Below are 21,368 nucleotides of genomic sequence, written 5' to 3' on the forward strand. Positions count from 1 at the left end.
GTGTCCGGCAGCGAAAGCGAGAACCCGGTAATCCCCTCCCCGGCCCCCGCGCCGACTCGCCCCAGGACGAACCGGGACTGGTGGCCGAACCAGCTGGACCTTCAGGTTCTCCACCAGCATGCGCCCGGGTCCAATCCGATGGGTGAGGACTTCGACTACGCGACGGAGTTCGCGTCCCTCGACGTCGAGGCGCTGAAGCAGGACGTCTTCGCGTTGATGACGGCCTCGCAGGAGTGGTGGCCCGCAGACTACGGCCACTACGGGCCGCTCTTCATCCGGATGAGCTGGCATGCCGCGGGTACGTACCGCATCGCCGACGGCCGCGGCGGGGGCGGATCCGGCGCGCAGCGCTTCGCGCCCCTCAACAGCTGGCCGGACAACGCGAGCCTCGACAAGGCGCGCCGGCTGCTCTGGCCGGTGAAGCAGAAGTACGGCAGTCGGATCTCCTGGGCCGACCTGCTGGTGTTCGCCGGCAACTGCGCCATGGAATCCATGGGGTTCAAGACGTTCGGGTTCGGATTCGGGCGGGAGGACATCTGGGAACCGGAGGAGATCTTCTGGGGGCCGGAAGACACCTGGCTCGGAGACGAGCGCTACAGCGGCGACAGGGAACTCACCGGTCCCTTCGGTGCCGTCCAGATGGGCCTGATCTACGTCAATCCCGAGGGGCCCAACGGGAATCCGGATCCGCTCGCCGCCGCCCGGGACATTCGCGAGACGTTCGGGCGCATGGCGATGAACGACGAGGAGACGGCCGCGCTGATCATCGGCGGCCACACCTTCGGCAAGTGCCACGGTGCGGTCGGACCCGATTACATCGGTCCGGAGCCCGAGGGATGCCCCATCGAGCAGCAGGGCCTCGGATGGAGGAACTCGTACGGCAGCGGGGCGGGAGTCGACTCGCTCACCAGTGGGCTCGAGGGCGCGTGGACCTCTGAGCCGACGAAGTGGGACAACGGGTACCTGGACAACCTGTTCCGGTACGACTGGGAGCTCACGACGAGCCCGGCCGGCGCCCAGCAGTGGACACCCACGGATCCTTCGGCCCAGGGCACGGTGCCCGACGCCCACGATCCGTCCAAGCGGCACGCGCCCATGATGCTGACGACGGACCTCTCGATGAAGCTGGATCCGGTCTACGGGCCGATCTCGAAGGGCTTCCACGAGAACCCGGACCGTCTCGCGGACGCGTTCGCCAAGGCCTGGTACAAGCTGCTGCACCGCGACATGGGGCCGCTCTCGCGCTACCTCGGACCGTGGATCCCCGCGCCGCAGCTGTGGCAGGACCCCGTTCCCGCGGTCGATCACACGCTGATCGGGGACGCGGAGATCGCAGACCTCAAGGGCAGGATCCTCGCGACCGGACTGTCCGTACCCCAGCTGGTCACCACCGCCTGGGCATCGGCGGCCAGCTTCCGCGGCACCGACATGCGGGGCGGGGCGAACGGGGCGCGCATTCGGCTCGCGCCGCAGAAGGACTGGGAGGTCAACGACCAGCCCGAGGTGGCCGAGGTGGTGCAGGCTCTCGAAGGGATCCGGCAGGACTTCAATGCCTCCCAGGCTGCCGGCGGGACGAAGGTCTCGCTCGCGGACCTGATCGTGCTGGGTGGCTGCGCGGCCGTCGAGCGGGCCGCGCAGAACGCCGGGCACGCCGTCACGGTCCCCTTTGCTCCGGGGCGCACGGACGCCTCGCAGGAGCAGACCGACGTCGAGTCCTTCTCCGTGCTCGAACCCAGGGCGGACGGGTTCCGCAACTACCTCCGCACGGGAGAGAAGCTGCCGCCGGAGACCCTCCTGCTCGACCGTGCCGCCATGCTGACCCTGACCGCACCCGAGATGACGGTGCTGACCGGTGGCATGCGGGCACTGAACACCGGCTTCGGCCGGTCCCCGCACGGGGTCCTCACCGACCGGCCGGAGTCGCTGACCAACGACTTCTTCGTCAACCTGCTCGACATGGGTACCGAGTGGAAGGCGTCGACCTCCGCCGAGAACGTGTTCGAAGGCAGGGGTGTGACGACGGGCGAGGTCAGGTGGACGGCCACCGCCGTCGACCTCGTCTTCGGTTCGCACTCCCAGCTCCGGGCCATCGCGGAGGTCTACGCGTCGAAGGACGCGGGAGGCAAGTTCGTGCGTGATTTCGTGGCAGCGTGGGACAAGGTGATGAACCTCGACCGGTTCGACCTCGCCTGACAGCCCCGCTCTCCCGGCCGGCCGTTCACCGGCCGGCCGGGACTCCCCGGTCCGGTCCGCGAGTATGTCGACGCGCCACGGGCAACTCGCCGCGTACGGAACGGGAGAGCGGGTTGTTCAGCAGGGCGCCGGTGTGGGAGTGGGCAGGTAGGGGGCGATGTTGTGCCAGGCGCGCTCGGTGTACTCCTTCTTCTCGCCGACCGGGGCGACGTAGTGCAGCGCGCTCTCGACCTCGCGGGTGGCGATGCCGCTGCCGACGATGACGGCATCCGCGGCGCACGCTTCTTCCGATGTGGACATCTGCTCGATGACCACCCCGTTCATCGACGTCACCTTGGGGCCGGGCGTCGCGATGGTGACGCGCCATCCGTCGGTCTTGATGCGGTTGAGCACACCGAGCGCGATCAGGGAGTCGAGCTCGCGGCCGACATCCGGAACGGCCGGTTCGCCGCGGGCCGGCCGCCCGTGAGGGATCGCCGTGGTGACCGCGACCCGGTCGTACGCCGACTGGAAACGATGGGCAGGCCCTACGAGAACGTCAACCCGGTACCTCAGGGGATGCGTTGACGACTCCGAACGGCACGTGAACGCTCGGGGTGGCTGGTGCCGTGCCGTTCAAGTGGGAGACCTGGTCGTCGAAGAAGATGTGTGGATCGAGCGCGCGCATGACGGCGGCCTTGTCGATGCCGCCGAGGAAGAAGGCGTCGTTGACGCGGAGTCCCCACTGCCGGAGGCTCCGGACGGCACGCTCGTGTGAAGGGGCGTCCCGGGCGGTGACCAGGGAAACCCGGAGGCGGGGCCGGTAGGTGGGGTCCTCGAGGCGCTCTTCCTCTTCGAGGCGCTGGATGCGGTTGATTCCTGCGAGGAAGTCCCTCAAGGGGCCGGGGTCGTGCGGAGTGGTCGCGTTGAGGGCTTCGTGGGCGCGGAACTCGTCGAGGCCTTCGCGACGGAAGATCCGTTCGGAGGCGTCGCCCGCCAGTACGCCGTCGAAGTCGAATGCGATGCGGAGTTCTTGGTCGGCGTCGTCATCGACTCGTTCTGTCCGGAGTACATGTCCGGCCGGCAGCCCGTCGGCCACCGCTTCGCGCACGTCGGAGCCGTTGGCGGACAGGAACAAGGACATGTTCAGCGCCGGCATGAAACGGTGTGCTGATCGCCCCTGTTGGAAGACGGCCCTGCTGATGTGCAGGCCGTGCGCTGCGACGGAACGCATGACACGGAGCCCGGTGTCGGGGTCGTTGCGTGAAAGGATGATGACTTCGACCAGCGGATCGCGGGGATCCGCAAGGCCGTTCAGCGCCAGCAGGCGCCGGATGAAGGGGAAGGCGACCCCCTTGCCCAGGATGTCGTCCGCGTGAGTCCCTTGGTAGGTCCGGTAGGCGTCCTCACCCTGCTCCCGGAACACCGCATCGCAGTCGCTGAGGTCGAACAGGGCGCTGGAGGCGATCCCCACGACGAGCCGGTCGGACAGGTCGTACTTCATCGCGCCCCCTGCTGGTGCACGTGCATCATCGAAGGGGTTATCACCGTTTCGAATATGCCGAAAACACGTGCGGTCGCGCGGGCGAGGAGCCTTGCTCCGGCCGCGATCAGAGAGTGGGCAAGTGTGCGACTGAGAACAGCCTCTTGGTGATGCGGCTCGGGCTTCCGATACGTTCTGTGGCATGAGTCGCAGCTTCGACGTAGCGCCTCCTCTCGGACCTCGAGGAGTCGTCAGCGGGTTATCCCCGTTCTTCAGGGGTAGGCGGTGGTGTCCGGGGATCCTGTTGAGGTACCTCTGAAATCCACTGTAAGGAGACCCCCAGTGCGCCTCCCCACCCGAAAAGCCTTCGCCGCCCTCGTCGCCGCGGCCGGCCTCGCCCTCACCCTCCTCACCCCCACACCCGCCTCGGCTGCCACCGCCACCAGCCGCTTCGCGAACTACCGCTACGGTGACTGCCTGCGTGAGGCCTCCGAAACCGAGCTCAAGGGCGACCGCTGCACCACCGGACGCGGCAGCCTCCTGTGGCAGTGGAACGGCCGCCTCAACACCATCACCACGCTCAAGAACAACTTCTGGGGCCGCTGCCTCGACAGCAATGACCGGGGCGACGTCTACCCCCTGCGCTGCAACGGCGGCTCGTACCAGAAGTGGCGCACCGTCCAGCCCGCCGCCCGCAGCGCCGTCATGCTCCAGAGCGTCGGCACGGGCCGCTGCCTCTACCAGCAGGACGACGGCTACTACCGCACTGCCCGCTGCGACCGAAACGCCCAGAACCAGCGCTTCACCATCGGCTGAACGGATCTCCCGACCGCTTCAAGACGGTTCCCTGCCCCGGGCAGGAGACGAGATCACCGGCAGGATCCGGCGCTTGCGCAGCTCGCGCCGGACGACCGGATCCCCCTCAGCCGCCGCCGTCCGCGTCAGAGCTTCCCGAAGACGACCCCGCGCCAGGTCCAGCCCGCGGCGAGCACCGCCTCGCGCAGCGGGTCCTTCAGGTCCGAGTTGTCGAAGCGGAAGACTTCGGTGGCCCCGAGCCCGCCCTCGGCATCCCGCTCGACCTTCCAGCGCCGGGACACCGTGGTGACCTGCCCCCGCGCGGCCTCCGCCGACAGGGCCAGCCGGGGCGTGCCTCCCAGCCACGTGACCTCGTACTGCCGGTCGACGCTGCGGACCTCGCGGGTGGCCGCGTCCAGGCGCAGCCGGATCTGGAGCACGCGGCTCACCTGGGTCCGGGCGAAGAAGGTGTGCCACGCGGGCTCCTGGATCCGCCACTCCGCCACCAGATCGGCGCCCTCGGGGGCGCCCCCGCGCACGACGTACGGTGCGTCCGCCGCGAAGAGCCCGAGCAGTGTCGCCCGCACCTCCTCGGCGGAGCGCGGTGCGACACCGCGGTCGGGGTGCCTGGTGCCGGTGAGTTTGTCGAAGAGACCCATCACACCACCCTAGGGACATCCGGCCGTTCGATACAAGATCGAACGATCCGGCGCGGCTCCTACGATCCCGCCGCCGTGTCCGGGCCCACCGTACGCAGGAACTCCTGGAAGTCGCCCAGGACGCTGTCGTGCTGCTCCGCAGTGGCGGTCAGCACCATCCGGATCACCGCACGCTTGCGCGGGTCGTGGACGTCCAGCATGGACAAGTAGACCTGGGACTGGACGAGCTCGCGCCGCACCCCGCCCGCGACGGCGGAGAAGCTCACCCGCTGGGTCAGACCCGGCGCGCCCTCGGAGCCGATCTCCCGGCGGGCGGCCACCACCACGGACTCGCCGGCCTCGCGCAGGCGCTCCACCGACGCGTCGGCGAGCTCGTCCAGCGTCACCTCGTCCGGCCGGTACTCGCCGTCGATGGTGATGTTGGCCGTGAAACCGGAATCCGGCTGCGGATGCAGCGCGACGAAGGCCACGCCCGGAGCGCCGACCTCGTCCGGAGGGGCGGGCTGCCAGCCCTCCGGCAGTCGGAACTCGATCGGTACGGGCAGTGTCGTGGGCATCGCGCGCTTTCCTTCTTTCTTTCTGTACTCCCACGGAACGTGGGTCAGTCGAACCAGCTGCCGACAGTGTCCTTGACCGAGCCCGCCGCGTCGCCGACGGCATGGGCGGCGTCCCCGACCGCGTCGGCCGCGTCGCCGGCGGCGTCGGCCACCTTCCCCGGGTCGATCGTGAACTCCGCTCCGACGGAACCGCCGAGGCCGAGTGCGACGCCCACCTTGCCACCGACGTGGAACTTGCCGTCGTCGCCCTTGCCGAAGGTCACCTTCGCCTCGGCGCCCGCTCCGGCCCATCCCTCGGCCGTGGCGCCGGCCCCGATCCCGGCGACCTCGGCGCCCCCGGCGACGGTGCCCTTGGCCCCGGCGAAGGCCTTCGCCCCGGCGTTCAGGCCCTCCAGCCCGACGCCGGCACTGGCCTGGGCCTCGGCTCCGGCGAACCCTTCGGCCCGGCCGTAGCCCTCCACGTACCCGTACCCCGCGCGCCCCTCGGCCAGGGCGCGGCCACCCGCGGACACCTCGGCCTTGCCCGTGAGGCCCTTGTCCGTGATGCCGACGTTGGCGCTGGCCCGGGCCCCCGCGTAGGCGTCGGCGATGCCGGAGATCCGCATCGAGCCGTTACTGAGGGATCCCTGCGCCGTCGCGTGGCCGAGCTCGGCGTACGCCTGGGCCGAGCCCTCCTTGCCGTACTTGGGCCCGGAGGCCTTGGCGCCCGCGTCGGGACCGGTCGCCGACGCGGAGCCCTCGGCCTGCCAGCCGTCGGTCTTCGTGCCCACCTCGGCGTCCTTGGACCGGGGGAGCGGCACCTGGGCCAGGTCGCCCTCGGGGTGGGCGTTGAACCCGCCGATGGTCTGGTCGGCCCCCTTGCCGAAGGCGTCGCGGTTGCCGTCGACGACGGCGGCCTCCAGCGCGGCCTTCACGTGCTGATCGGCTTCGGAGGCGGCCTTCACGCGGTCGTCGAGGTACTGCTGCCATGAGGTGACCGCCGTACGGATGGAGGCTTCGCCGTCCGGGTCGTGGTGGTAGGCGCTGCGCTCGGCGGGGGTCAGCTTGGAGTAGTCGAAGGCGACGCGACCCTGCTCCGACACGGTCATCCCGGCGGCGACCGCGTCGTCCCGCGCGCTCTGGAGCTTCGACTTGAGGTCGGTGAACACGGCGTGGGCGTCCAGCAGCAGGCTCGCGACGGCCTTGGCCTGGGTCTGCGCCGCGGCGTACTCGTACCGGGTCGCCGCGAAACCCGAATGCGCGGCGCCCGCGCTGACGCCGGCCCAGGTCTGGCCCAGCGTGATCTTCTGGACGCTCTCGCCGTAGCGGGTCTCGACCTTCTTCAACTCGCCCGCCATGGACTCCCACTTGGCCGCCGCGGCCGTCAGCAGGCCCAGGTCCGTGGTCATGACCTCGTGATACGTCAGCACCGCAGCCCCCTACAGACCGTTCAGCTTCGAGCCGGACGCCAGGAACTGGTTGCCCAGCCCGGTGTCGTTGCGCACGAAGAGCCCCGAGGCCCCGCGCAGCGCCCCCTTCTCGGAGGACAGGCGGCCCATCAAGGTCCTCACCTGCTGGTCCCAGGTGTCCGACACCTTCTTCAGGCCGCCGGCCGTGTCCCAGCCCTCGAAGCCCTTCTGGGCCGTGCTGGTGGCATCGTCCGCGTGCTCGGAGGCCTTCTTGGTGTTCGGCTCCAGCTCGGTCTCGATGGTGTTCGCCGCGGCCTGCTTCTCGGCGGGCGTCGAGGCGAAGTCACCGGACCCGCCCGGAGCGAACGGCCCCGTGGGCGCGCCGTTCAAGCGCACGGCCACGTCGTGGTCCGTGACGCCCGCGCGCTCACGCTCCCACTCCTGCGCGAATTCCCCTGACATGATGCTCCCCCGTCCGAAGGGAAAGATCATATACATGCCAATCGAGCGGAGGTCAACCGCCCCCTGCGCAGGGGCTTCGGACGCCCCGGCCGGCCGGTCATCTGACCGAAGCGTGCCGTTCTTGTCCCTGCTGTGTAACAGGCGTCTGGGATCCCCGTGAGGTGGGAAATCCGCTAGTGCAGGCCGGCGGGGACGCCGGTGAGGAGCAGGTGGGAGCCACGACCGCCCGCCGTCGAACTCCTCGGAGCCATCGCGGTCTGCGTTCACCATCGGGAGTCGACAGCGGCCGCCCAGGGCCGCCAACGGGGGAACACCATGAACACTGCTGCCCGCACGAGTCGCAGAGGCTGGAAGTCCTACGTCATCGGGGCCGCCACGGTCACCGCACTGCTCGCGTCCGCGGCGTGCTCGCCGAGCGGGGGCGACGGGCCGGACGACGGCAAGCCCACGGCCAAGCCGAGCAACCCGAGCAGCCCGAGCGCGACGAGCCCGTCGAGCACGCCGGGCGACACCGGCTCCCCGAGCACGCCGAAGCCCGGCGACACGCCCTCGGCGAAGCCGAGCCCGGCACCGACCGGCAGCGGCGGCAGCGGCGGCGGAGCCGTCGCCGTCTGCGCCCCGGGCGACGTCTCGATCACCTCCAGCACCGAGGACGAGATCAGCAAGGGCGTCCGGCACATCCTCCTCACCCTCACCAACACCAGCCAGAAGGCGTGCAAGGTCTACCGCTATCCCCAGGTCCAGCTCGGCGGCGCCCAGCGCCTGGTTCCCGAGATCAAGGAGAGCGCCCCGACGCCCGGGACGCCGTACGACACCATCGCCCCGGGCAAGCAGACGTACGCCGCACTGCTCCTGAACGGCCCCATGGACGAGGCCCCGACGAAGACCATGACCGTCCAGCTCCAGGACACCACGGCCGGGAGCAAGAAGGGAGACCCGATCAAGGTCGCCCTGCCCGGCGTCGACACGGTCTACTACAACGACTTCGCGAAGGTCACCCACTGGATGACCGCCTCGGGCCTGGCCCTGCGCTTCATCATGTCGTCCTGACCGTCCGGCCCTCCGGGCCGTCCTCTAAGGTGACTCCACCGGCCGGTCCGCCGCGCTCCGCGCGTGCGGACAACGGCCTTGTGGACAGGGGGAGTCGGTGGAGTCACTGCGGCCCGGCGACCCGCCGGAGATCGGCGGGTACCGCCTGCTGGCGCGGCTCGGCGAAGGCGGCATGGGCGAGGTCTTCCTGGCCCGGACGGCGTCCGGCCGGCCGCTGGCCCTCAAGACCGTCCACCGGGAACTGAGCCGGGACCCCGACTTCGCCGACCGCTTCACGCGGGAGATACGCGCCAACGACCGCGTACGTTCCGCGTGGACGGTCTCGGTGGTGGATTTCAGTGCTCCGGGGGCGTCCCCGCAGTGGCTCGCCACGGAGTACGTCGCCGCGCCCTCCCTGGGCGAGTGGGTGCACCGGCACGGGCCGCTGACCGGCCCGGCCGTGTGGAGCCTGGCCCGGGAACTGTCGGCCGCGCTCGTGGCCGTACGGGCGGCGGGCGTGGTGCACCGCGACATCAAGCCGGGGAACGTGCTGCTCGGCCGGGAGCGGCCCTTCCTCATCGACTTCGGCATCGCACGTGCCGTGCACGACCCGCGCCACACCCGGACGGGAGCCGTCATCGGCACACCCGGGTTCCTCGCGCCGGAGCAGGCGACCGGAGCCGTGGCCGAGGCCCCGGCCGACGTGTTCTCGCTCGCCGCGGTACTCGTCTACGCGGCCACCGGGCGCAGCCCCTTCCTGGCCGCCGGCGAGGAGCTCGAACTCCCCGGCCTCCTCTACCGGATCGTGCACGACGAGCCGGCCGTGGACGGAGTTCCGGACGGGCTCCGCCCGCTGCTCGGCGCGTGCCTGGCCAAGGATCCGCAGGAGCGCCCGACCGCCGACGAGGTGCTGACCCGGATCGGCGCGGCAGGGCCGGAGTGGAGCGGGGCGGTACCGCCTGCGCTCGCGGCGGACGTAGGCAGCCGGGAGGCCGTGCTCCAGGGCATCCTGGCGGCCTCCCAGCCGCCGCCCGTGCCCGTCCACGTACCCCCGGCGCCCTCGGCGCCGCCCTCGGCGTTCGCGGCGACCCCGCCCCTGCCCTCTCCCCTTCCCGCCGGGAGGCGACGGGTGTCCTGGGTGGCGGGGGCGGTCGGTGCCGCCGTCCTCGTCGTCGCGGCCACCCTCGTGATCAAGATGCCGTGGGGCGGGGACGGGGACGGCGATGGGGACGCTCGCGGACCGGCAACCCCGTCCGCTTCCGCCTCCACCTCCGCTTCAGCCTCCGCGTCGGCGATGCCGCGGTCGTGGGTCGGCACGTGGACCGGCACCGGACCCGGAACCCCCGACGCGGACGGAATCACACGGGCCAGGACGGGCGAGTTCACCGTCACGGTCACGCTGAACGCGGGCTCCGTCGGCGACCTCGTGGGTCGGCAGGTCAGCGAGGTGAAGGAGACCGCCTCCGGGCGGAACCTGGGGTGCACGGAGGCCCTGGAACTACGGCAGACGAGCGCGGACAGGGCGGTCTTCGCGGCGGTGACCAGCCATCCGACCGACCCCGCGGCCACCTTCGACTGTCCGAAGGGCAACCTCTACGTGCTGACCCTGGCGGAGCCCGACCGGCTGACCCTGGAGACCGAAGGGGCCCAGTCCGCGGGCGCGCCCGAGAACCTGACCCGCAGCCACTAGGCGTCTCTTTCGGATCCTGCCTGACCAGCGCCGCCCGGCACCTGCTCGGCTCAGGCTCCGAGTGCGCGGGTGAGCAGCATCCTGCGGTTGTTCGTCGAAGTCTTGGCGAAGATCGACTTGAGGTGGTCCTGCACGGTGTTCTTGGTGAGGTACATCTGATCGGCCACGGTGCGGCTGTCGCCGCCCTTCGCCAGGTGGCCGAGCAGTTCGGCCTCACGGGCGCTCAGGGCGAATGCCCTGGTGAAGGCGGCGAGCCGCTCGGCCGGTGAGCATTCCTCGATGGTGACGGCGATATCGCGGCGGTCCGCTGGATCCGCGTCGCCGATCCGGGCGGCGCGCAGGGTCATCCACAGGCCGTCCGTCAGGTGGACTCGGGCGCGCGGAGGGTTCGTGTCGACTCCTGCCTCGACGGCCAGTAGCTGGGCGGCGACGTTGTAGGCACTTGCGGGGACCGGCGGGCGGCCGCGCTCGGGCGGCACCAACACGCTGAGGTAGGCGTGCGTTTCCGGAGTCTGGCCGAGTACCTGCAGGTCGTGCGAGAGCAGCAGGACCAAAGGACCCGGGCGCGGCGCGTCGGGCGGCCGTACGACGAAGGTCTTGGCCTGGCTGCGGCGCAGCCCCGCGGTCACCGGTTCGGTGAGGCAGGCCAGGTACGAGGCCTCCGCACGGGTGAAGTCCCGGTCGTACCGGTGCAGGTCGAGGAAGCCCCAGCAGCCGAAGCGGTCCCTGAACACCATCGAGGCGACATCCCGCACCCCGTAGCCGCTCAGCAGTTCGCGCCACAGCAGGCTGCGCGAGGGACCCTGGTGCTCGCTCAGCAGGGCGACGCCCTCCAGCGCCGTCCAGCGGTTGACCTCGGTCAGGTACTTGAGGCGGATCAGCCGCGGCAGCTCGGAAAGGTCCGGGAAATCCGCGATCGGCGCGCAGCCCACCGAGGTCTCCGGGTCGGTGAGCAAGAACGCGTACGCGTCGAACCCGACGGTTGCGCGCAGCTCGTCGAGGAGGCGAAGACGCAGGTCACGAGAGTCGCCGACGGCCTCGCAGAGGCGGACGACACGCGCGTGTGACCGCGCGTACGCGGCAGAGTCGGCCATGGCTTCGAGGTTATAGCGCCATTCCCCACATATTTGGGATGTGCCGAGACCCTGACCATTGCCCAGCATGGAGGCACCGGACCATGGAGGCGTCATGTTCACTCTGCACATCGAGCACCCGATCACCGATTTCACCGTGTGGAAGAGCGCGTTCGACCGGTTCGCGCCCATGCGGAAGGAAGCGGGCGTACGGCGGCATCGGGTCCAGCGCCCGGTCGACGACCCGGCGTACGTGATCGTCGGCCTCGACTTCGACACCGCGGACCAGGCGGAACGGTTCCTCGGCTTCCTCCAGGCCCGGGTGTGGTCCTCGCCGGACAATGCGCCGGCACTGGCCGGGCTCCCGCAGACCCGGATCCTCGAGACGGACGAAGAGCTGTGAATCGGGCGCGGGTCTGGTCGGCAAGGTCCGAAGGAGACTGCCTAGGTGGTTTCCTTCGGACCTTGCCGCGCCGAGAGGCGCCGCACCGCGGTGTGGCCGAGCCAGCAGGCGGCCGCGCCGACCGCGTACCAGAGCAGGTCGGGCGGGTTGAAGGTGGACCCGAGGACGAGCCGGGCGAGCCCACTGTGCCGCGACAGCTCCGCCGGTATCCCGGTCAGCTGGAGGAACTCCACCACCCAACTCACCGCGAGAGCGCCGGCGGCCGCCCGCAGGGCCGTCACCCGTGGCAGGGCCAGCACGATGAGGGCGAAGATCAGTACGGTGTACAGCGCGTCTCCGCCGTACTTGGCCGGGCTCCCCGTCGCCACGGCCCGTAGCCCCAGCCCCGCGCCGACGGTCACGACCACCGCTCCGGCCGCCGCGAGACGGGTCCGGGCCCGGGTACGGGCCCGGCCGGGTCCGGTACGGGCGCGGCTCGCAGGCACGTAGGCGGTCATGGGCCCAGACTGCCAGACGGCCGACGCCCGCCCTCCCCGGCTCCCGCGCGGCTCCGGCTCCGGCTCCCGCTTCGGTCGCGGAGCGGAGAGGAGGGGGTACGTGCGCTGCGTACCCAGGCGGGTTGAGTAGGGCGACTCATGCCGGACCGGGCGGCGGCCGACACGCTGGAGGTACGAAGACCGCACACCCCGTCCCGGAGGTTCGATTCCATGATCAGCCACGTCGCCGCCGCCCTGGCCCCGGTGTTCGGGCGGTTGACCGTCTCCGCGGACACGTCGGGCCCCGTCGTCGGCGGGACCATCCTGGCCGCCAACCACACCAGCCTGGCCGACCCCGTCGTCGTGGTCGCCGCCCTGCGCCGGCTCGGCGTCGAGCCGGTGATCATGGCCACGGCCGGGCTCTGGCGGATCCCGGTGCTCGGCGGGGCGCTCGCCCGCGGAGGGCACATCCCGGTCCACCGGGGAACGGCCCGCGCGGCCGGTTCGCTCTCCGATGCCGCCCGGGCACTGGCGGCGGGGCGGTGCGTGCTGATGTACGGGGAAGGCGGGATCCCCGCCCGGCGCGACTCGGGGGAAGCCGCGCCCCTGCCCTTCCGCAGCGGCCTGGCCCGCCTCGCCCTGGCCACCGGAGCACCCGTCCGCCCCGTCGGCCAGGCGGGCGCCCGCCGGGTGAGCTCCGGTACGACGGCCAAACAGCTCGCCGGAGTCCTCACGGCCCCGGTCCGCCGGCCGCGGGTCCATGTGCACGTGGGCGCGCCCCTGTTCCTGCCCGACGGGCTCCCCGAGGCGACGGCCGCGGCCCACGGGGCGGTCACCTCGGCCTGGCACACCGCACTGTCCGGGCTCGCCGGCGTCGGTGTCGGCGCAGGCACGCCGTAGGCCGCGCGGTGCATCGGCTCCGCCGGGCCGGTCAGCGGACCGGGCGCAGGGCCGCCAGGTCACGGGCCGCGAGTTCGGGACGGGCCGTCAGGGCGCCGTGCACCGCGTCCAGGACCGGCAGCTCGGCGTGGCCGCGAGCCAGGGCCACGTCCTTGGCGGCCAGCGCCACGGGGAAGTGGGACCCCTCGGCGTAGGCCCGGGCCACCGCACCGGCCAGGGGCCCGCGGGCCAGCTCCGAGCGCAGCAGGTCTTCCGGAAGGCCCAGCGCGGAGCCGAGCTCCAGGGCTTCGGTGACCAGGGCGACCCCGCCGATGGCCGCGTTGATCAGGACCAGCTTGAGCGCGGCACCGGAGCCCGCCGGACCGCACTCGGTCACCTCGCCCAGGGTGTTCAGGACCCGGCGGACGGGGTCGGGCAGCGGGCCCCCGGCCAGCACCCACAGCTCGCCGGAGGCGGCCCGGTCCACGCTGCCCATGACCGGGGCGTCGGTCAGCAGCACCCCCGAAGGCAGCCGTTCCGTCAGGTCCCGTACCGCCCGCGGGCCGACGGTCGAGGTGTCGATCCAGTGCGTACCGGGGCGCACGGCGGGCAGCAGGTCCTCCGCGACGGCGCGCAGGGCCGCCGGATCGGCGAGCATCGTGATCACGAGGTCCGCCTCGCGGACGGCCTCGGCGGGGCTCGCGGCCGGGACCGCGCCGGCCTCGGCGAGCGCACGGGTCTTGCCGGCGGTGCGGTTCCAGACGGTCACCTGGTGTCCGGCGGCGAGCAGTCGGCGGGCCATCGGGGCGCCCATGCTGCCCAGACCGAGGAAGGCGATGCGCGGCGCGTCGTCCGCTGTGGTGTTCATGGCCCCGACGCTAGGTCCGCCCGACCCATGCGACAAGCGAATGAATAGCATGGCTCCCATGCCGATCCCGCATGAGCTCTACGAGGTGTTCCGCAGCGTGGCGCGCCACGGCTCCTTCACCGCCGCCGCCCAAGTCCTGGGCTACACCCAGTCCGCGGTGTCCCGTCAGGTGCAGACCCTGGAGGAGGAGTGGGGCACCCCGCTGTTCGACCGGCTGCCGCGCGGGGTGCGGCTCACCGAGGCCGGCCGGGCGCTGCTGCCGCACGCCGAGGCGGTCGACGAGCGGCTGCGCGCCGCCCGCGCCGAACTGGACGCGCTGCGGGCCCTGGACGGGGGCCGCCTGCGGATCGGCGCGTTCTCCACGGCCGACGCCGCCCTGCTGCCCCGCACCCTCGCGGCGTTCAGGGCCCGGCACCCCGCCGTGCGCGTCACCCGCACCGAGGGCGGATCCGCCCGGCAGTTGGCCCTGCTGGCCGCCGGGGAGCTGGATCTCGGAGTGGTCGGGACGGCCTGCGGGCAGCCGCTGGAGGGGTGCGAACTGCACCACCTGCTGGACGAGCGGATGTACGTCGCGGTGCCCCGCGGCCACGCGCTGGCCGGGCGGCGTTCTGCGCGGCTGGCCGACTTCGCCGGGGAGGAATGGATCGCAGCGAGCAGCCGCCCCGAGGAAACCCTCATGGCGGGCGCCCTGGCCCGGGGATTCCAGCCCCGGATGGGCTTCCTGGCCGCCGACTGGATCGCGAAACAGGGCTTCGTGGCGGCAGGCCTGGGGGTGACCCTCGTGCCCGAGCTGGCGGCCTCATCGGCCCGTGCGGACATCGCCCTGGTCCCGCTGCGCGCGGAGGACTCCCCGCGCCGCGAGGTGTACGCGGCGACCCCGCGCGGCTCGGCCCCCTCGCCTGCGACGACCGCCTTCCTCGCGCTCCTGCGCTCCGTGGCCGCCGAGTTGACCGTCTGAACGGAGAACACCTTCACCCCCGGCAGCCCAACGGCACTGCACAGTCGCCGCGTTGGTGCCTCCGTACGCCTCCGGGCCCCACACGGGGCACCTCCTTGAAGGGATGCCGGCGGCGAGTGCCCTGGAACTCGCCCGTCCGGCCGTACGGACGTTCTAGCGTGCCGCGCATGATCTCGCTCAGGTTCAGGCGGGCCCTGCTGCTCGCCCTCGCATCCGTCATGCTCTGTGCCCCGCAGACCGTCGCGGCCCAGACCCCTCCGGACCCCGCGGCCTCCGCGTCCGCGGCGACGCCCGACCGCCCCTCCTACGAGGTGTCGCTGCGCAGCGACACCGACGGCTCCCACTGGACCGGCCGCCAGACGGTCACGTTCCGCAACTCCGCCCGTACTCCGCTGCGGTCGATCGACGTCCGGCTGTGGGGCAACGGCACCGACGGCTGCGGAACTCCCGGGGCGCCGTCCCCGGTCCGGGTGGGCAGGGTCACCGGAGGCACCCCGCGACCGCTCACCGTCGGCTGCACCGCCCTGCAGATCGACCTGCCCGCGCCGCTCCCGCACGGGGCGCGGACCAGCATCTCCCTCGACGTGGACATCACCGTCCCGGACCGCGTCCACCGCTTCGGCAAGGACGGCGCGCACCGCTACCTGGGCAACGCACTGCCCCTGCTGTCCGTACGCGACGCCCAGGGCCGCCACCTCGACCCCGACGTCGGCTTCGGCGAGAGCTTCTACACCCTGACCGGCGACTTCCGCGTCGTCCTCGACCACCCCGGTGCGCTCGTCGTCCCCGCGACCGGCACCACCACGCGCCGGGCCGGCGCACCCGGCCGCACGGTCACCACCAGCGTCGCGCACGGGGTACGGGACTTCGCGTGGGCCGCGGGCCCCTTCCTGTCGAAGACGGTGACCACGCCGGGCGGAGTACGGCTGAACGCGTACTGGACCGCCGCCACCTCTCCGGAGGGCGTGGCCACCGATCTGAAGGACGCCGTGGGCTCGGTCGACGCGTTCGGGAAGCGCTTCGGGCGCTACCCGTACGGTGAGCTCGACCTCGTCATGAGCGACAACCTCGACGACTTCGGCAGCATGGAGTTCCCGGGTCTCGTCCTGCTCTGGACCGAACCGGAAGGGTCGGCCGTCGTCCACGAGATCGCCCATCAGTGGTTCTACGGCATCGTGGGCAACGACCAGTTCACCTCACCCTGGCTGGACGAATCCTTCGCCCAGTACGCGAACCGGACCTACTACGGCGACGACACCACCACGTGCTGGGAGGACCTGGGCGCCTGGCCCAGCGACACGGCCGCCCTCACCAACTCCATGGCCTACTACGCGAACGGCCACCGCTCGGAGTTCAGCCGGGTCGTCTACCACCGCGGCTCCTGCGCCCTGAGCGACCTGGAACGCACCCTGGGCGCACCGGCGATGACGGCCATGCTGCGCGACTACGTCCGCGACCACTGGCTGGGCGTCTCCACCACCAAGGACTTCAAGGGCGCGGCCCAGGCGGCAACGTCCCAGGACCTCACCCCCTTCTGGACGGAACACAGGATCCACTGACCGGGTCCGCCCCAAACCCCCGGGCGCGCGCGGATCCTCCCGTGGCACCCTGTCGTGTCATGGCAGATGACAGCAGCAGCACGTTCCAGCCGGGTCAGACGGGCCTCGTCGTCAGGATCCCGGAGGCGGAGCCGGCCGTCCGCGGATGGCGCGAGCGGCTCGACCCTTCGGCCCGGGCCGGGGTTCCCGCGCACGTCACCGTGCTCTTCCCGTTCCTGGAGGAGAGCCGGATCGATCCGCTCGTCCACGCTGCCCTCGAGGACGTGCTGCGCCGTCATCAGCCCTTCGACCTGCGGTTCGAGAGGTGCGGACGGCTCCCGGAGGTCTTGTACCTCGTTCCGGAGCCCGCTGCGCAGCTGATCCGGCTCACGGAGGCGATCGCCGCCCGCTGGCCCGAGGCTCCGCCGTACGGCGGCCGTTTCGCCGAGATCGTGCCGCACCTCACCATCGCCCAAGGCCAGGAGGACGCGGTCCTGGAGGAGATCGAGTCCGACCTCGAGGGCAGGCTCCCGTTCACCTCCCACGTCTCCTCGGTGGAGCTGCTGGTCCACGACGGAACCACGTGGCAGGCGCGGGCCTCCTTCGCACTCGGAGGCCCCGCCCCTCGCCCCCGAGACCGCCCCTGAACCCTCTCGGGGGCGGTCTCGGGGGCGGCCCCGGGTCGGTCCCCGATGTCCGGCGCGAGCGCCGTCCGTAGCGTCGTTGCCATGTCGAGAAACGGGAAGAACGGGGCCGGGACCGGGAACGGGGCCGCGACCGGCGTCAAGCGCCGGATGTCGCCGTGGAAGCGGGCGTTGCTGATCCTCGGCTCGCTCGTCGCGACCTTTGCCTTGGTCATCGGAGCGCTGTTCACGTGGCTCTACACGGGAGCCAAGGTGTCCACGGTCGGGGCGGTGGACTTCCGCAACGCCCTCGCCGTGCCACCCCTCGCGGAGTCCACCGTCGAAGCCGACGGAACGCGCGTCTTCGACCTGCGGATGCAGACCGGAGAAACCGAGTTCACCCCGGGGACCAAGACCCCCACCTGGGGGTTCAACGGGAGCCACCTCGGCCCCACCCTCCGTGCGGCGAAGGGGGAGAAGGTCCGGGTGAAGGTGGCCAACGCCCTTCCGGAGGCCTCGTCCGTCCACTGGCACGGCATGCACCTGCCCGCCGCGATGGACGGCGGCCCGCACCAGATGGTGCCGGCGGGCGGCAGTTGGGCCCCCGAGTGGACGATCGAGCAGCCCGCCTCGACTCTCTGGTACCACCCGCACCCGCACGGCGCGACCGAGTCACACGTGCAGCGCGGCCTCGCCGGCCTGTTCCTCCTCGACGACCCGCAGTCGACGGCCCTGCCCCTGCCCAGGACCTACGGGGTCGACGACATACCGGTCATCGTCCAGGACGTGTCCTTCGACGGCGCGAGGTTCGACCACGGCCACAAGCTGATGCGCAACGTCGGCTTCCTCGGCGACCGGACGATGGTCAACGGCACGCTGGACCCGTACGTCACCGTGCAGGACGAACTGGTCCGGCTGCGCCTGCTGAACGCCTCCACCGCCCGCGTCTACACCTTCGGCTTCGACGACGACCGGGAGTTCCGGCAGATCGCCTCGGACGGCGGCCTCCTCGAAGCCCCGCACACGACCGTCCGCCTGCGCCTGTCGCCGGGGGAGCGCGCGGAGATCGTCGTACGCGTACAGCCGGGCGAGCGGACTGTCCTGCGCTCCCACCCCCTGGACGCCGGCCTGGACTTCTGGAACCAGCGCTTCGGGGGCGGCGACGACTCCTTCGACGTGATGCAGCTGCGCGGGGCGCCCACCCTGCGACCGTCGGCCGAGCTGCCGCAGGCGCTGGTGGCCTCGACCCTCCCCACCGGCGAGGACTCGGTACGCGGCCGCTTCTTCGAGCTCAAGATGTCCGGCATCAACGGCCGGAAGATGGACATGTCCCGCGTGGACGAGACGGTCACCCGCGGCACGACCGAGACCTGGACCCTCCGCAACGACGACGGGATGCCGCACAACTTCCACGTCCACGACGTCCAGTTCCGCGTCCTCGACATCAACGGCGCAGCCCCGCCGCCGCCGTTGCGCGGCCCGAAGGACACCGTGTTCATCCCGTCCGGTACGACGGTCCGCATAGCCCTGCGCTTCGAGGGCCCCGCAGACCCGAACACCCCGTACATGTACCACTGCCACCTCCTCTACCACGAGGACGAGGGCATGATGGGTCAGTTCACGGTGGTGAACCCGGGCCAGCCGACACCACCCCCCAAGCTCCCGCCCACCTCCGGCACACACCAGCACTAGGCACGGGGAGAACGCCCCGGCGCATGTCTCGGCGAACGCGACGTCGGAAAATCGCCAGCATGCTCGCGGTCGGTCGGGCGAGAATCCGCTCATGATCGCTGAAGCGCAGGGAATCCGTATCCGGCACCGCGGGTATGAACCGCAGGTCCATCCCACCGCCTACGTCGCCCCCACGGCCACGCTCGTCGGTGATGTCCGCGTGGGGCCGAGGGCGCGGGTGATGTACGGCGCGGTGCTCGATGCCGAGGGGTCACGGATCGAGGTCGGGGAGGCGACGGTGATCTGCGAGAACGCGGTGCTGCGCGGGTCTGCGGTCGCCGGCGATCAGCCGGTGCTTCTCGCCGATCACGTCTTCGTGGGGCCGCACGCCACGCTGCTGGGATGCGAGGTCGGCCGGTGCGTCTACGTGGCGACCGCGGCGACGGTCCTGCAGTGCGCACGGTTGGGAGCCGGCTCGGTTGTCGCTGTCGGCGCGCTCGTCCATGCGCGCACCGTTCTGCCGGACGAGTACTTCGTGCCGCCGCACACCGTGGCGCTCGACGCGCCGGTGCGGCTGCTGGCCCCGGGCGATCCGGGCCTGGCGGAGGCCGTCAGGCAGGTCGGCTTCGCGCAGGTGGCATTCGGCGTCGACGCGGAGTGGACCGACCGGATCAGCCGGTACGAGCACATCGCGGAGGTGCGCGTCGCCGAGTTCGGCGCCCACGCGGACGATGAGATTCTGGATCTCGGCTAGCGCCGTGTCGGCGGCCCATGTCCTGTGGGGAGGTGACGCACCGTCCGGATCGCACTCCGGCGTGCGCGCTACGTACCGAAGGCACCTTCTAGGAGATCGTCAGGCTGCCCGGTTACGGTGCGGGCATGGTGAATTTCGTGCTGGTTGCAGGTGCACGGCTCGGGGCGTGGGCGTGGGGTGAAGTGGTGCCGTACCTGCGTGCGGCCGGCCACGGCGTCCATCCGTTGACGCTGTCCGGTCTTGCTGAGAAGCGGGGCGTACCGGCGGGGCAAGCGACGCACGTCCAGGACATCGTTGCCGAGGTGGAACGCCAGGATCTGCGTGACGTAGTCCTGGTGGGTCACAGCTACTCGGGCATCCCGGTCGGTCAGGCCGCGGAGCGGATCGGTGACCGACTGGCCCGCGTGGTATTCGTCGACTCAAGTGTTCCCACTGACGGCGAGTCGTTCGTCGCCGCCTGGCCGGACGGCGGGGCGGCAGTGGAGTCATCGATCGCCGAGAACGGAGGGTTCTGGCCGCTCGCGCCGGCTGCTCACTACGATGGCGAAGGCCTCACCGATGAGCAGATCGCACGCCTCGTGCGTGGCTCGACGCCTCACCCAGGTGCCACCCTGACCGAGCCGGCTGTGCTGGCGGGGCCGCTCGGTGAACTTCCGGCGACATACATCCTGTGCGTGATGCCAGGGGCCGAGCCCGATGACGCCGAGCCCGACGATGATGTGGCCGAGCTGCTGACCAGCAAGCGCTGGCGGCTGGCCACGATGGACACCGGTCATTGGCCGATGTTCTCCCAGCCGCGCGAACTGGCGCAGATTCTCCTCAATGCTGCCGTGGAGTAAGACACCGCGCGGCGGTTCCCTCTGAAGGCCACCCTGCTGCCGGGCTCCCGCCGCGTGCTGATGGGCGCGGACGCTCCGAATCAAGATCCGAAAGAGACGGCCTAGCCGACGGAAACAACCCGGTCGGGCCGGCCCCCTGGGGCGATGGCGACTTCGTGGACCGCGCCTCCTTCGGTGGTCATGCGAATCCGGTCGGGAGCCGTCCACACGGCTTCTCTGAGCGAGTTGTCTTCGTCGTCGCCGTTGAAGCAGCCGACGTCCCATCGGCGTTCCCGCGGCGGGTGCCCCTGGTGCACATGGACGCACCACACCGGGTCAAGGAAGCCGCTCCGTGACACCACGACCAGGTGGCGGTCGCTGCGACCGGGGGAGGATTCGGTCCTCACCACCCTGTCCGAACCCCCGGACACCGCGGAGGCCCAGCCCCCGATGAGCAGCAGGGGAACGCCGGTGACGAGCACCGCGGTCATCAAGGGCATGCGCAACGAGGAGGACTTCGCCAGTCCCAAGAGGACCGCCCCGGTCAGTGCGGCCACGGCGAGGCACCCCAGTAGAAAGAGGTGCTCTCGGAGCCGGAGCAGCAGGATCAGTGCGCCCTCGCCCCCCGACTCGAATCCGGCAACGGCCGCGGTGGCGAAGACGACCGCCGCCGCCAGCAGCAGGAAAGCCGACGGTCTGCGGTACCGGCTGAAATCCATGATCCCCCGAACGATGTGGATCACGCAGCCTAAGGGCCGCAGACTTCGGTGGTCTGGATCCTCCGGGAGGGGGAGACGGTGCTGTTCTCCACGACGGCCGGGCGTCAGAAGGCGCGGAATCTCCTACGGGATCCACGGATCAGCCTCACGGTCTTCGACGCCGAAGACCCGTACCGGTCCGTGGACATCCGCGGTACCGCCGAACTGATCGACGACCCGGAGAAGTCGCTGCCGCGCACGCTCTCGCAGAAGTACCTGGGCGAGGACCCGCCGGCCGAACCGGAGGAGGTGCTCCGGGTGGTCGTCCGGGTGACCCCGCAGAAGGTCACGGGCTTCTCCGTTTGAGGCGTGCA

Annotated in this window: 23 protein-coding genes; 13 read left to right on the forward strand and 10 right to left on the reverse strand. The window is 71.3% G+C overall.

Annotated features, from left to right (window positions below):
* Positions 1 to 2,193 (forward strand): catalase/peroxidase HPI, encoded by a 2,193-nt coding sequence (gene katG, locus ACFRU2_RS03610; RefSeq protein ID WP_382967124.1) that lies wholly within the window; start codon positions 1 to 3, stop codon positions 2,191 to 2,193.
* Positions 2,194 to 2,310: 117 nt separating this feature from the next.
* Here the strand turns inward: katG and ACFRU2_RS03615 are convergent, their stop codons facing one another.
* Positions 2,311 to 2,586: a hypothetical protein gene (locus ACFRU2_RS03615; RefSeq protein WP_382967126.1), complete on the reverse strand. Its 276-nt coding sequence runs from the start codon at positions 2,584 to 2,586 to the stop codon at positions 2,311 to 2,313.
* Positions 2,587 to 2,731: 145 nt separating this feature from the next.
* The gene (locus ACFRU2_RS03620) at positions 2,732 to 3,676 is read right to left on the reverse strand and encodes a 5'-nucleotidase (RefSeq protein WP_382967128.1); all 945 of its coding nucleotides are present in this window, start codon (positions 3,674 to 3,676) and stop codon (positions 2,732 to 2,734) included.
* Between the two features lie 321 nt (positions 3,677 to 3,997).
* Here ACFRU2_RS03620 and ACFRU2_RS03625 point away from each other — a divergent pair, with 321 nt between their 5' ends.
* Positions 3,998 to 4,471, forward strand: a complete 474-nt coding sequence (locus ACFRU2_RS03625; protein WP_382967130.1) for a hypothetical protein — start codon at positions 3,998 to 4,000, stop codon at positions 4,469 to 4,471.
* Positions 4,472 to 4,596: 125 nt separating this feature from the next.
* Here ACFRU2_RS03625 and ACFRU2_RS03630 read toward each other — a convergent pair whose 3' ends face one another.
* Genes ACFRU2_RS03630 through ACFRU2_RS03645 form a run of 4 tightly spaced genes read right to left on the reverse strand, consistent with a single transcriptional unit; the run spans position 4,597 to position 7,516 of the window.
* Positions 4,597 to 5,109, reverse strand: a complete 513-nt coding sequence (locus ACFRU2_RS03630) for a hypothetical protein (RefSeq protein ID WP_382967132.1) — start codon at positions 5,107 to 5,109, stop codon at positions 4,597 to 4,599.
* Positions 5,110 to 5,168: 59 nt separating this feature from the next.
* On the reverse strand, positions 5,169 to 5,666 hold the full coding sequence (locus tag ACFRU2_RS03635) for a hypothetical protein (RefSeq protein WP_382967134.1): 498 nt from the start codon (positions 5,664 to 5,666) through the stop codon (positions 5,169 to 5,171).
* Between the two features lie 44 nt (positions 5,667 to 5,710).
* Positions 5,711 to 7,054, reverse strand: a complete 1,344-nt coding sequence (locus ACFRU2_RS03640) for a hypothetical protein (RefSeq protein WP_382967136.1) — start codon at positions 7,052 to 7,054, stop codon at positions 5,711 to 5,713.
* 30 nt (positions 7,055 to 7,084) lie between these two features.
* Positions 7,085 to 7,516 (reverse strand): hypothetical protein, encoded by a 432-nt coding sequence (locus ACFRU2_RS03645; RefSeq protein ID WP_382967138.1) that lies wholly within the window; start codon positions 7,514 to 7,516, stop codon positions 7,085 to 7,087.
* A 315-nt stretch (positions 7,517 to 7,831) separates the two neighbouring features.
* On the opposite strand from ACFRU2_RS03645, the gene ACFRU2_RS03650 reads away from it, so the two are divergent.
* Both ACFRU2_RS03650 and ACFRU2_RS03655 read left to right on the forward strand, forming a co-directional pair.
* A complete protein-coding gene (locus ACFRU2_RS03650; protein ID WP_382967140.1) occupies positions 7,832 to 8,566 on the forward strand; it encodes a DUF4232 domain-containing protein in 735 nt (244 codons plus the stop codon).
* Positions 8,567 to 8,663: 97 nt separating this feature from the next.
* Complete coding sequence (locus ACFRU2_RS03655) at positions 8,664 to 10,235, forward strand: serine/threonine-protein kinase (RefSeq protein ID WP_382967141.1); 1,572 nt, start codon at positions 8,664 to 8,666, stop codon at positions 10,233 to 10,235.
* A gap of 50 nt (positions 10,236 to 10,285) precedes the next feature.
* Here the strand turns inward: ACFRU2_RS03655 and ACFRU2_RS03660 are convergent, their stop codons facing one another.
* Complete coding sequence (locus ACFRU2_RS03660) at positions 10,286 to 11,329, reverse strand: helix-turn-helix transcriptional regulator (RefSeq protein WP_382967143.1); 1,044 nt, start codon at positions 11,327 to 11,329, stop codon at positions 10,286 to 10,288.
* Between the two features lie 94 nt (positions 11,330 to 11,423).
* On the opposite strand from ACFRU2_RS03660, the gene ACFRU2_RS03665 reads away from it, so the two are divergent.
* Positions 11,424 to 11,711: a hypothetical protein gene (locus ACFRU2_RS03665; protein ID WP_382967145.1), complete on the forward strand. Its 288-nt coding sequence runs from the start codon at positions 11,424 to 11,426 to the stop codon at positions 11,709 to 11,711.
* 41 nt (positions 11,712 to 11,752) lie between these two features.
* Here the strand turns inward: ACFRU2_RS03665 and ACFRU2_RS03670 are convergent, their stop codons facing one another.
* Positions 11,753 to 12,208 (reverse strand): DUF2809 domain-containing protein, encoded by a 456-nt coding sequence (locus ACFRU2_RS03670; RefSeq protein WP_382967147.1) that lies wholly within the window; start codon positions 12,206 to 12,208, stop codon positions 11,753 to 11,755.
* A gap of 210 nt (positions 12,209 to 12,418) precedes the next feature.
* Here ACFRU2_RS03670 and ACFRU2_RS03675 point away from each other — a divergent pair, with 210 nt between their 5' ends.
* A complete protein-coding gene (locus ACFRU2_RS03675; protein ID WP_382967149.1) occupies positions 12,419 to 13,087 on the forward strand; it encodes a lysophospholipid acyltransferase family protein in 669 nt (222 codons plus the stop codon).
* Positions 13,088 to 13,118: 31 nt separating this feature from the next.
* Here the strand turns inward: ACFRU2_RS03675 and ACFRU2_RS03680 are convergent, their stop codons facing one another.
* Positions 13,119 to 13,934: an NAD(P)-dependent oxidoreductase gene (locus tag ACFRU2_RS03680; protein ID WP_382967151.1), complete on the reverse strand. Its 816-nt coding sequence runs from the start codon at positions 13,932 to 13,934 to the stop codon at positions 13,119 to 13,121.
* 49 nt (positions 13,935 to 13,983) lie between these two features.
* On the opposite strand from ACFRU2_RS03680, the gene ACFRU2_RS03685 reads away from it, so the two are divergent.
* From ACFRU2_RS03685 to ACFRU2_RS03710, 6 genes are all read left to right on the forward strand, one after another.
* Positions 13,984 to 14,892 carry a LysR family transcriptional regulator gene (locus ACFRU2_RS03685; RefSeq protein ID WP_382967153.1) on the forward strand — a complete coding sequence of 303 codons (909 nt, stop codon included), beginning with the start codon at positions 13,984 to 13,986 and terminating at the stop codon, positions 14,890 to 14,892.
* A gap of 167 nt (positions 14,893 to 15,059) precedes the next feature.
* Positions 15,060 to 16,451: a M1 family metallopeptidase gene (locus ACFRU2_RS03690; protein WP_382967155.1), complete on the forward strand. Its 1,392-nt coding sequence runs from the start codon at positions 15,060 to 15,062 to the stop codon at positions 16,449 to 16,451.
* Between the two features lie 59 nt (positions 16,452 to 16,510).
* On the forward strand, positions 16,511 to 17,077 hold the full coding sequence (locus tag ACFRU2_RS03695; RefSeq protein WP_382967157.1) for a 2'-5' RNA ligase family protein: 567 nt from the start codon (positions 16,511 to 16,513) through the stop codon (positions 17,075 to 17,077).
* An 81-nt stretch (positions 17,078 to 17,158) separates the two neighbouring features.
* The gene (locus tag ACFRU2_RS03700; RefSeq protein ID WP_382967159.1) at positions 17,159 to 18,745 is read left to right on the forward strand and encodes a multicopper oxidase family protein; all 1,587 of its coding nucleotides are present in this window, start codon (positions 17,159 to 17,161) and stop codon (positions 18,743 to 18,745) included.
* Between the two features lie 91 nt (positions 18,746 to 18,836).
* Positions 18,837 to 19,478 carry a gamma carbonic anhydrase family protein gene (locus tag ACFRU2_RS03705; RefSeq protein ID WP_382967161.1) on the forward strand — a complete coding sequence of 214 codons (642 nt, stop codon included), beginning with the start codon at positions 18,837 to 18,839 and terminating at the stop codon, positions 19,476 to 19,478.
* A gap of 125 nt (positions 19,479 to 19,603) precedes the next feature.
* The gene (locus ACFRU2_RS03710) at positions 19,604 to 20,317 is read left to right on the forward strand and encodes an alpha/beta fold hydrolase (protein WP_382967163.1); all 714 of its coding nucleotides are present in this window, start codon (positions 19,604 to 19,606) and stop codon (positions 20,315 to 20,317) included.
* A gap of 101 nt (positions 20,318 to 20,418) precedes the next feature.
* Here the strand turns inward: ACFRU2_RS03710 and ACFRU2_RS03715 are convergent, their stop codons facing one another.
* Positions 20,419 to 21,015, reverse strand: a complete 597-nt coding sequence (locus ACFRU2_RS03715; RefSeq protein WP_382967165.1) for a hypothetical protein — start codon at positions 21,013 to 21,015, stop codon at positions 20,419 to 20,421.
* 48 nt (positions 21,016 to 21,063) lie between these two features.
* Here ACFRU2_RS03715 and ACFRU2_RS03720 point away from each other — a divergent pair, with 48 nt between their 5' ends.
* Positions 21,064 to 21,360, forward strand: coding sequence for a TIGR03618 family F420-dependent PPOX class oxidoreductase (locus ACFRU2_RS03720; RefSeq protein ID WP_382967167.1), 297 nt, complete (start codon positions 21,064 to 21,066; stop codon positions 21,358 to 21,360).
* Positions 21,361 to 21,368: the final 8 nt, after the last annotated feature.

This window comes from Streptomyces sp. NPDC056883 (assembly GCF_042788835.1).
GTDB classification, from domain to species: domain Bacteria; phylum Actinomycetota; class Actinomycetes; order Streptomycetales; family Streptomycetaceae; genus Streptomyces; species Streptomyces stoeckheimensis.

What these genes read in the sequence shown, in the direction of transcription:
- ACFRU2_RS03635 (WP_382967134.1), bottom strand. Translation starts at nt 5,666, where the DNA reads ATGCCCACGACACTGCCCGTACCGATCGAGTTCCGACTGCCGGAGGGC.
- ACFRU2_RS03700 (WP_382967159.1), top strand. Translation starts at nt 17,159, where the DNA reads ATGTCGAGAAACGGGAAGAACGGGGCCGGGACCGGGAACGGGGCCGCG.
- ACFRU2_RS03650 (WP_382967140.1), top strand. Translation starts at nt 7,832, where the DNA reads ATGAACACTGCTGCCCGCACGAGTCGCAGAGGCTGGAAGTCCTACGTC.
- ACFRU2_RS03705 (WP_382967161.1), top strand. Translation starts at nt 18,837, where the DNA reads ATGATCGCTGAAGCGCAGGGAATCCGTATCCGGCACCGCGGGTATGAA.
- ACFRU2_RS03620 (WP_382967128.1), bottom strand. Translation starts at nt 3,676, where the DNA reads ATGAAGTACGACCTGTCCGACCGGCTCGTCGTGGGGATCGCCTCCAGC.
- ACFRU2_RS03660 (WP_382967143.1), bottom strand. Translation starts at nt 11,329, where the DNA reads ATGGCCGACTCTGCCGCGTACGCGCGGTCACACGCGCGTGTCGTCCGC.
- ACFRU2_RS03665 (WP_382967145.1), top strand. Translation starts at nt 11,424, where the DNA reads ATGTTCACTCTGCACATCGAGCACCCGATCACCGATTTCACCGTGTGG.
- ACFRU2_RS03690 (WP_382967155.1), top strand. Translation starts at nt 15,060, where the DNA reads ATGATCTCGCTCAGGTTCAGGCGGGCCCTGCTGCTCGCCCTCGCATCC.
- ACFRU2_RS03715 (WP_382967165.1), bottom strand. Translation starts at nt 21,015, where the DNA reads ATGGATTTCAGCCGGTACCGCAGACCGTCGGCTTTCCTGCTGCTGGCG.
- ACFRU2_RS03710 (WP_382967163.1), top strand. Translation starts at nt 19,604, where the DNA reads ATGGTGAATTTCGTGCTGGTTGCAGGTGCACGGCTCGGGGCGTGGGCG.
- ACFRU2_RS03640 (WP_382967136.1), bottom strand. Translation starts at nt 7,054, where the DNA reads ATGACCACGGACCTGGGCCTGCTGACGGCCGCGGCGGCCAAGTGGGAG.
- ACFRU2_RS03695 (WP_382967157.1), top strand. Translation starts at nt 16,511, where the DNA reads ATGGCAGATGACAGCAGCAGCACGTTCCAGCCGGGTCAGACGGGCCTC.
- ACFRU2_RS03685 (WP_382967153.1), top strand. Translation starts at nt 13,984, where the DNA reads ATGGCTCCCATGCCGATCCCGCATGAGCTCTACGAGGTGTTCCGCAGC.
- ACFRU2_RS03670 (WP_382967147.1), bottom strand. Translation starts at nt 12,208, where the DNA reads ATGACCGCCTACGTGCCTGCGAGCCGCGCCCGTACCGGACCCGGCCGG.
- ACFRU2_RS03630 (WP_382967132.1), bottom strand. Translation starts at nt 5,109, where the DNA reads ATGGGTCTCTTCGACAAACTCACCGGCACCAGGCACCCCGACCGCGGT.
- ACFRU2_RS03675 (WP_382967149.1), top strand. Translation starts at nt 12,419, where the DNA reads ATGATCAGCCACGTCGCCGCCGCCCTGGCCCCGGTGTTCGGGCGGTTG.
- ACFRU2_RS03645 (WP_382967138.1), bottom strand. Translation starts at nt 7,516, where the DNA reads ATGTCAGGGGAATTCGCGCAGGAGTGGGAGCGTGAGCGCGCGGGCGTC.
- ACFRU2_RS03680 (WP_382967151.1), bottom strand. Translation starts at nt 13,934, where the DNA reads ATGAACACCACAGCGGACGACGCGCCGCGCATCGCCTTCCTCGGTCTG.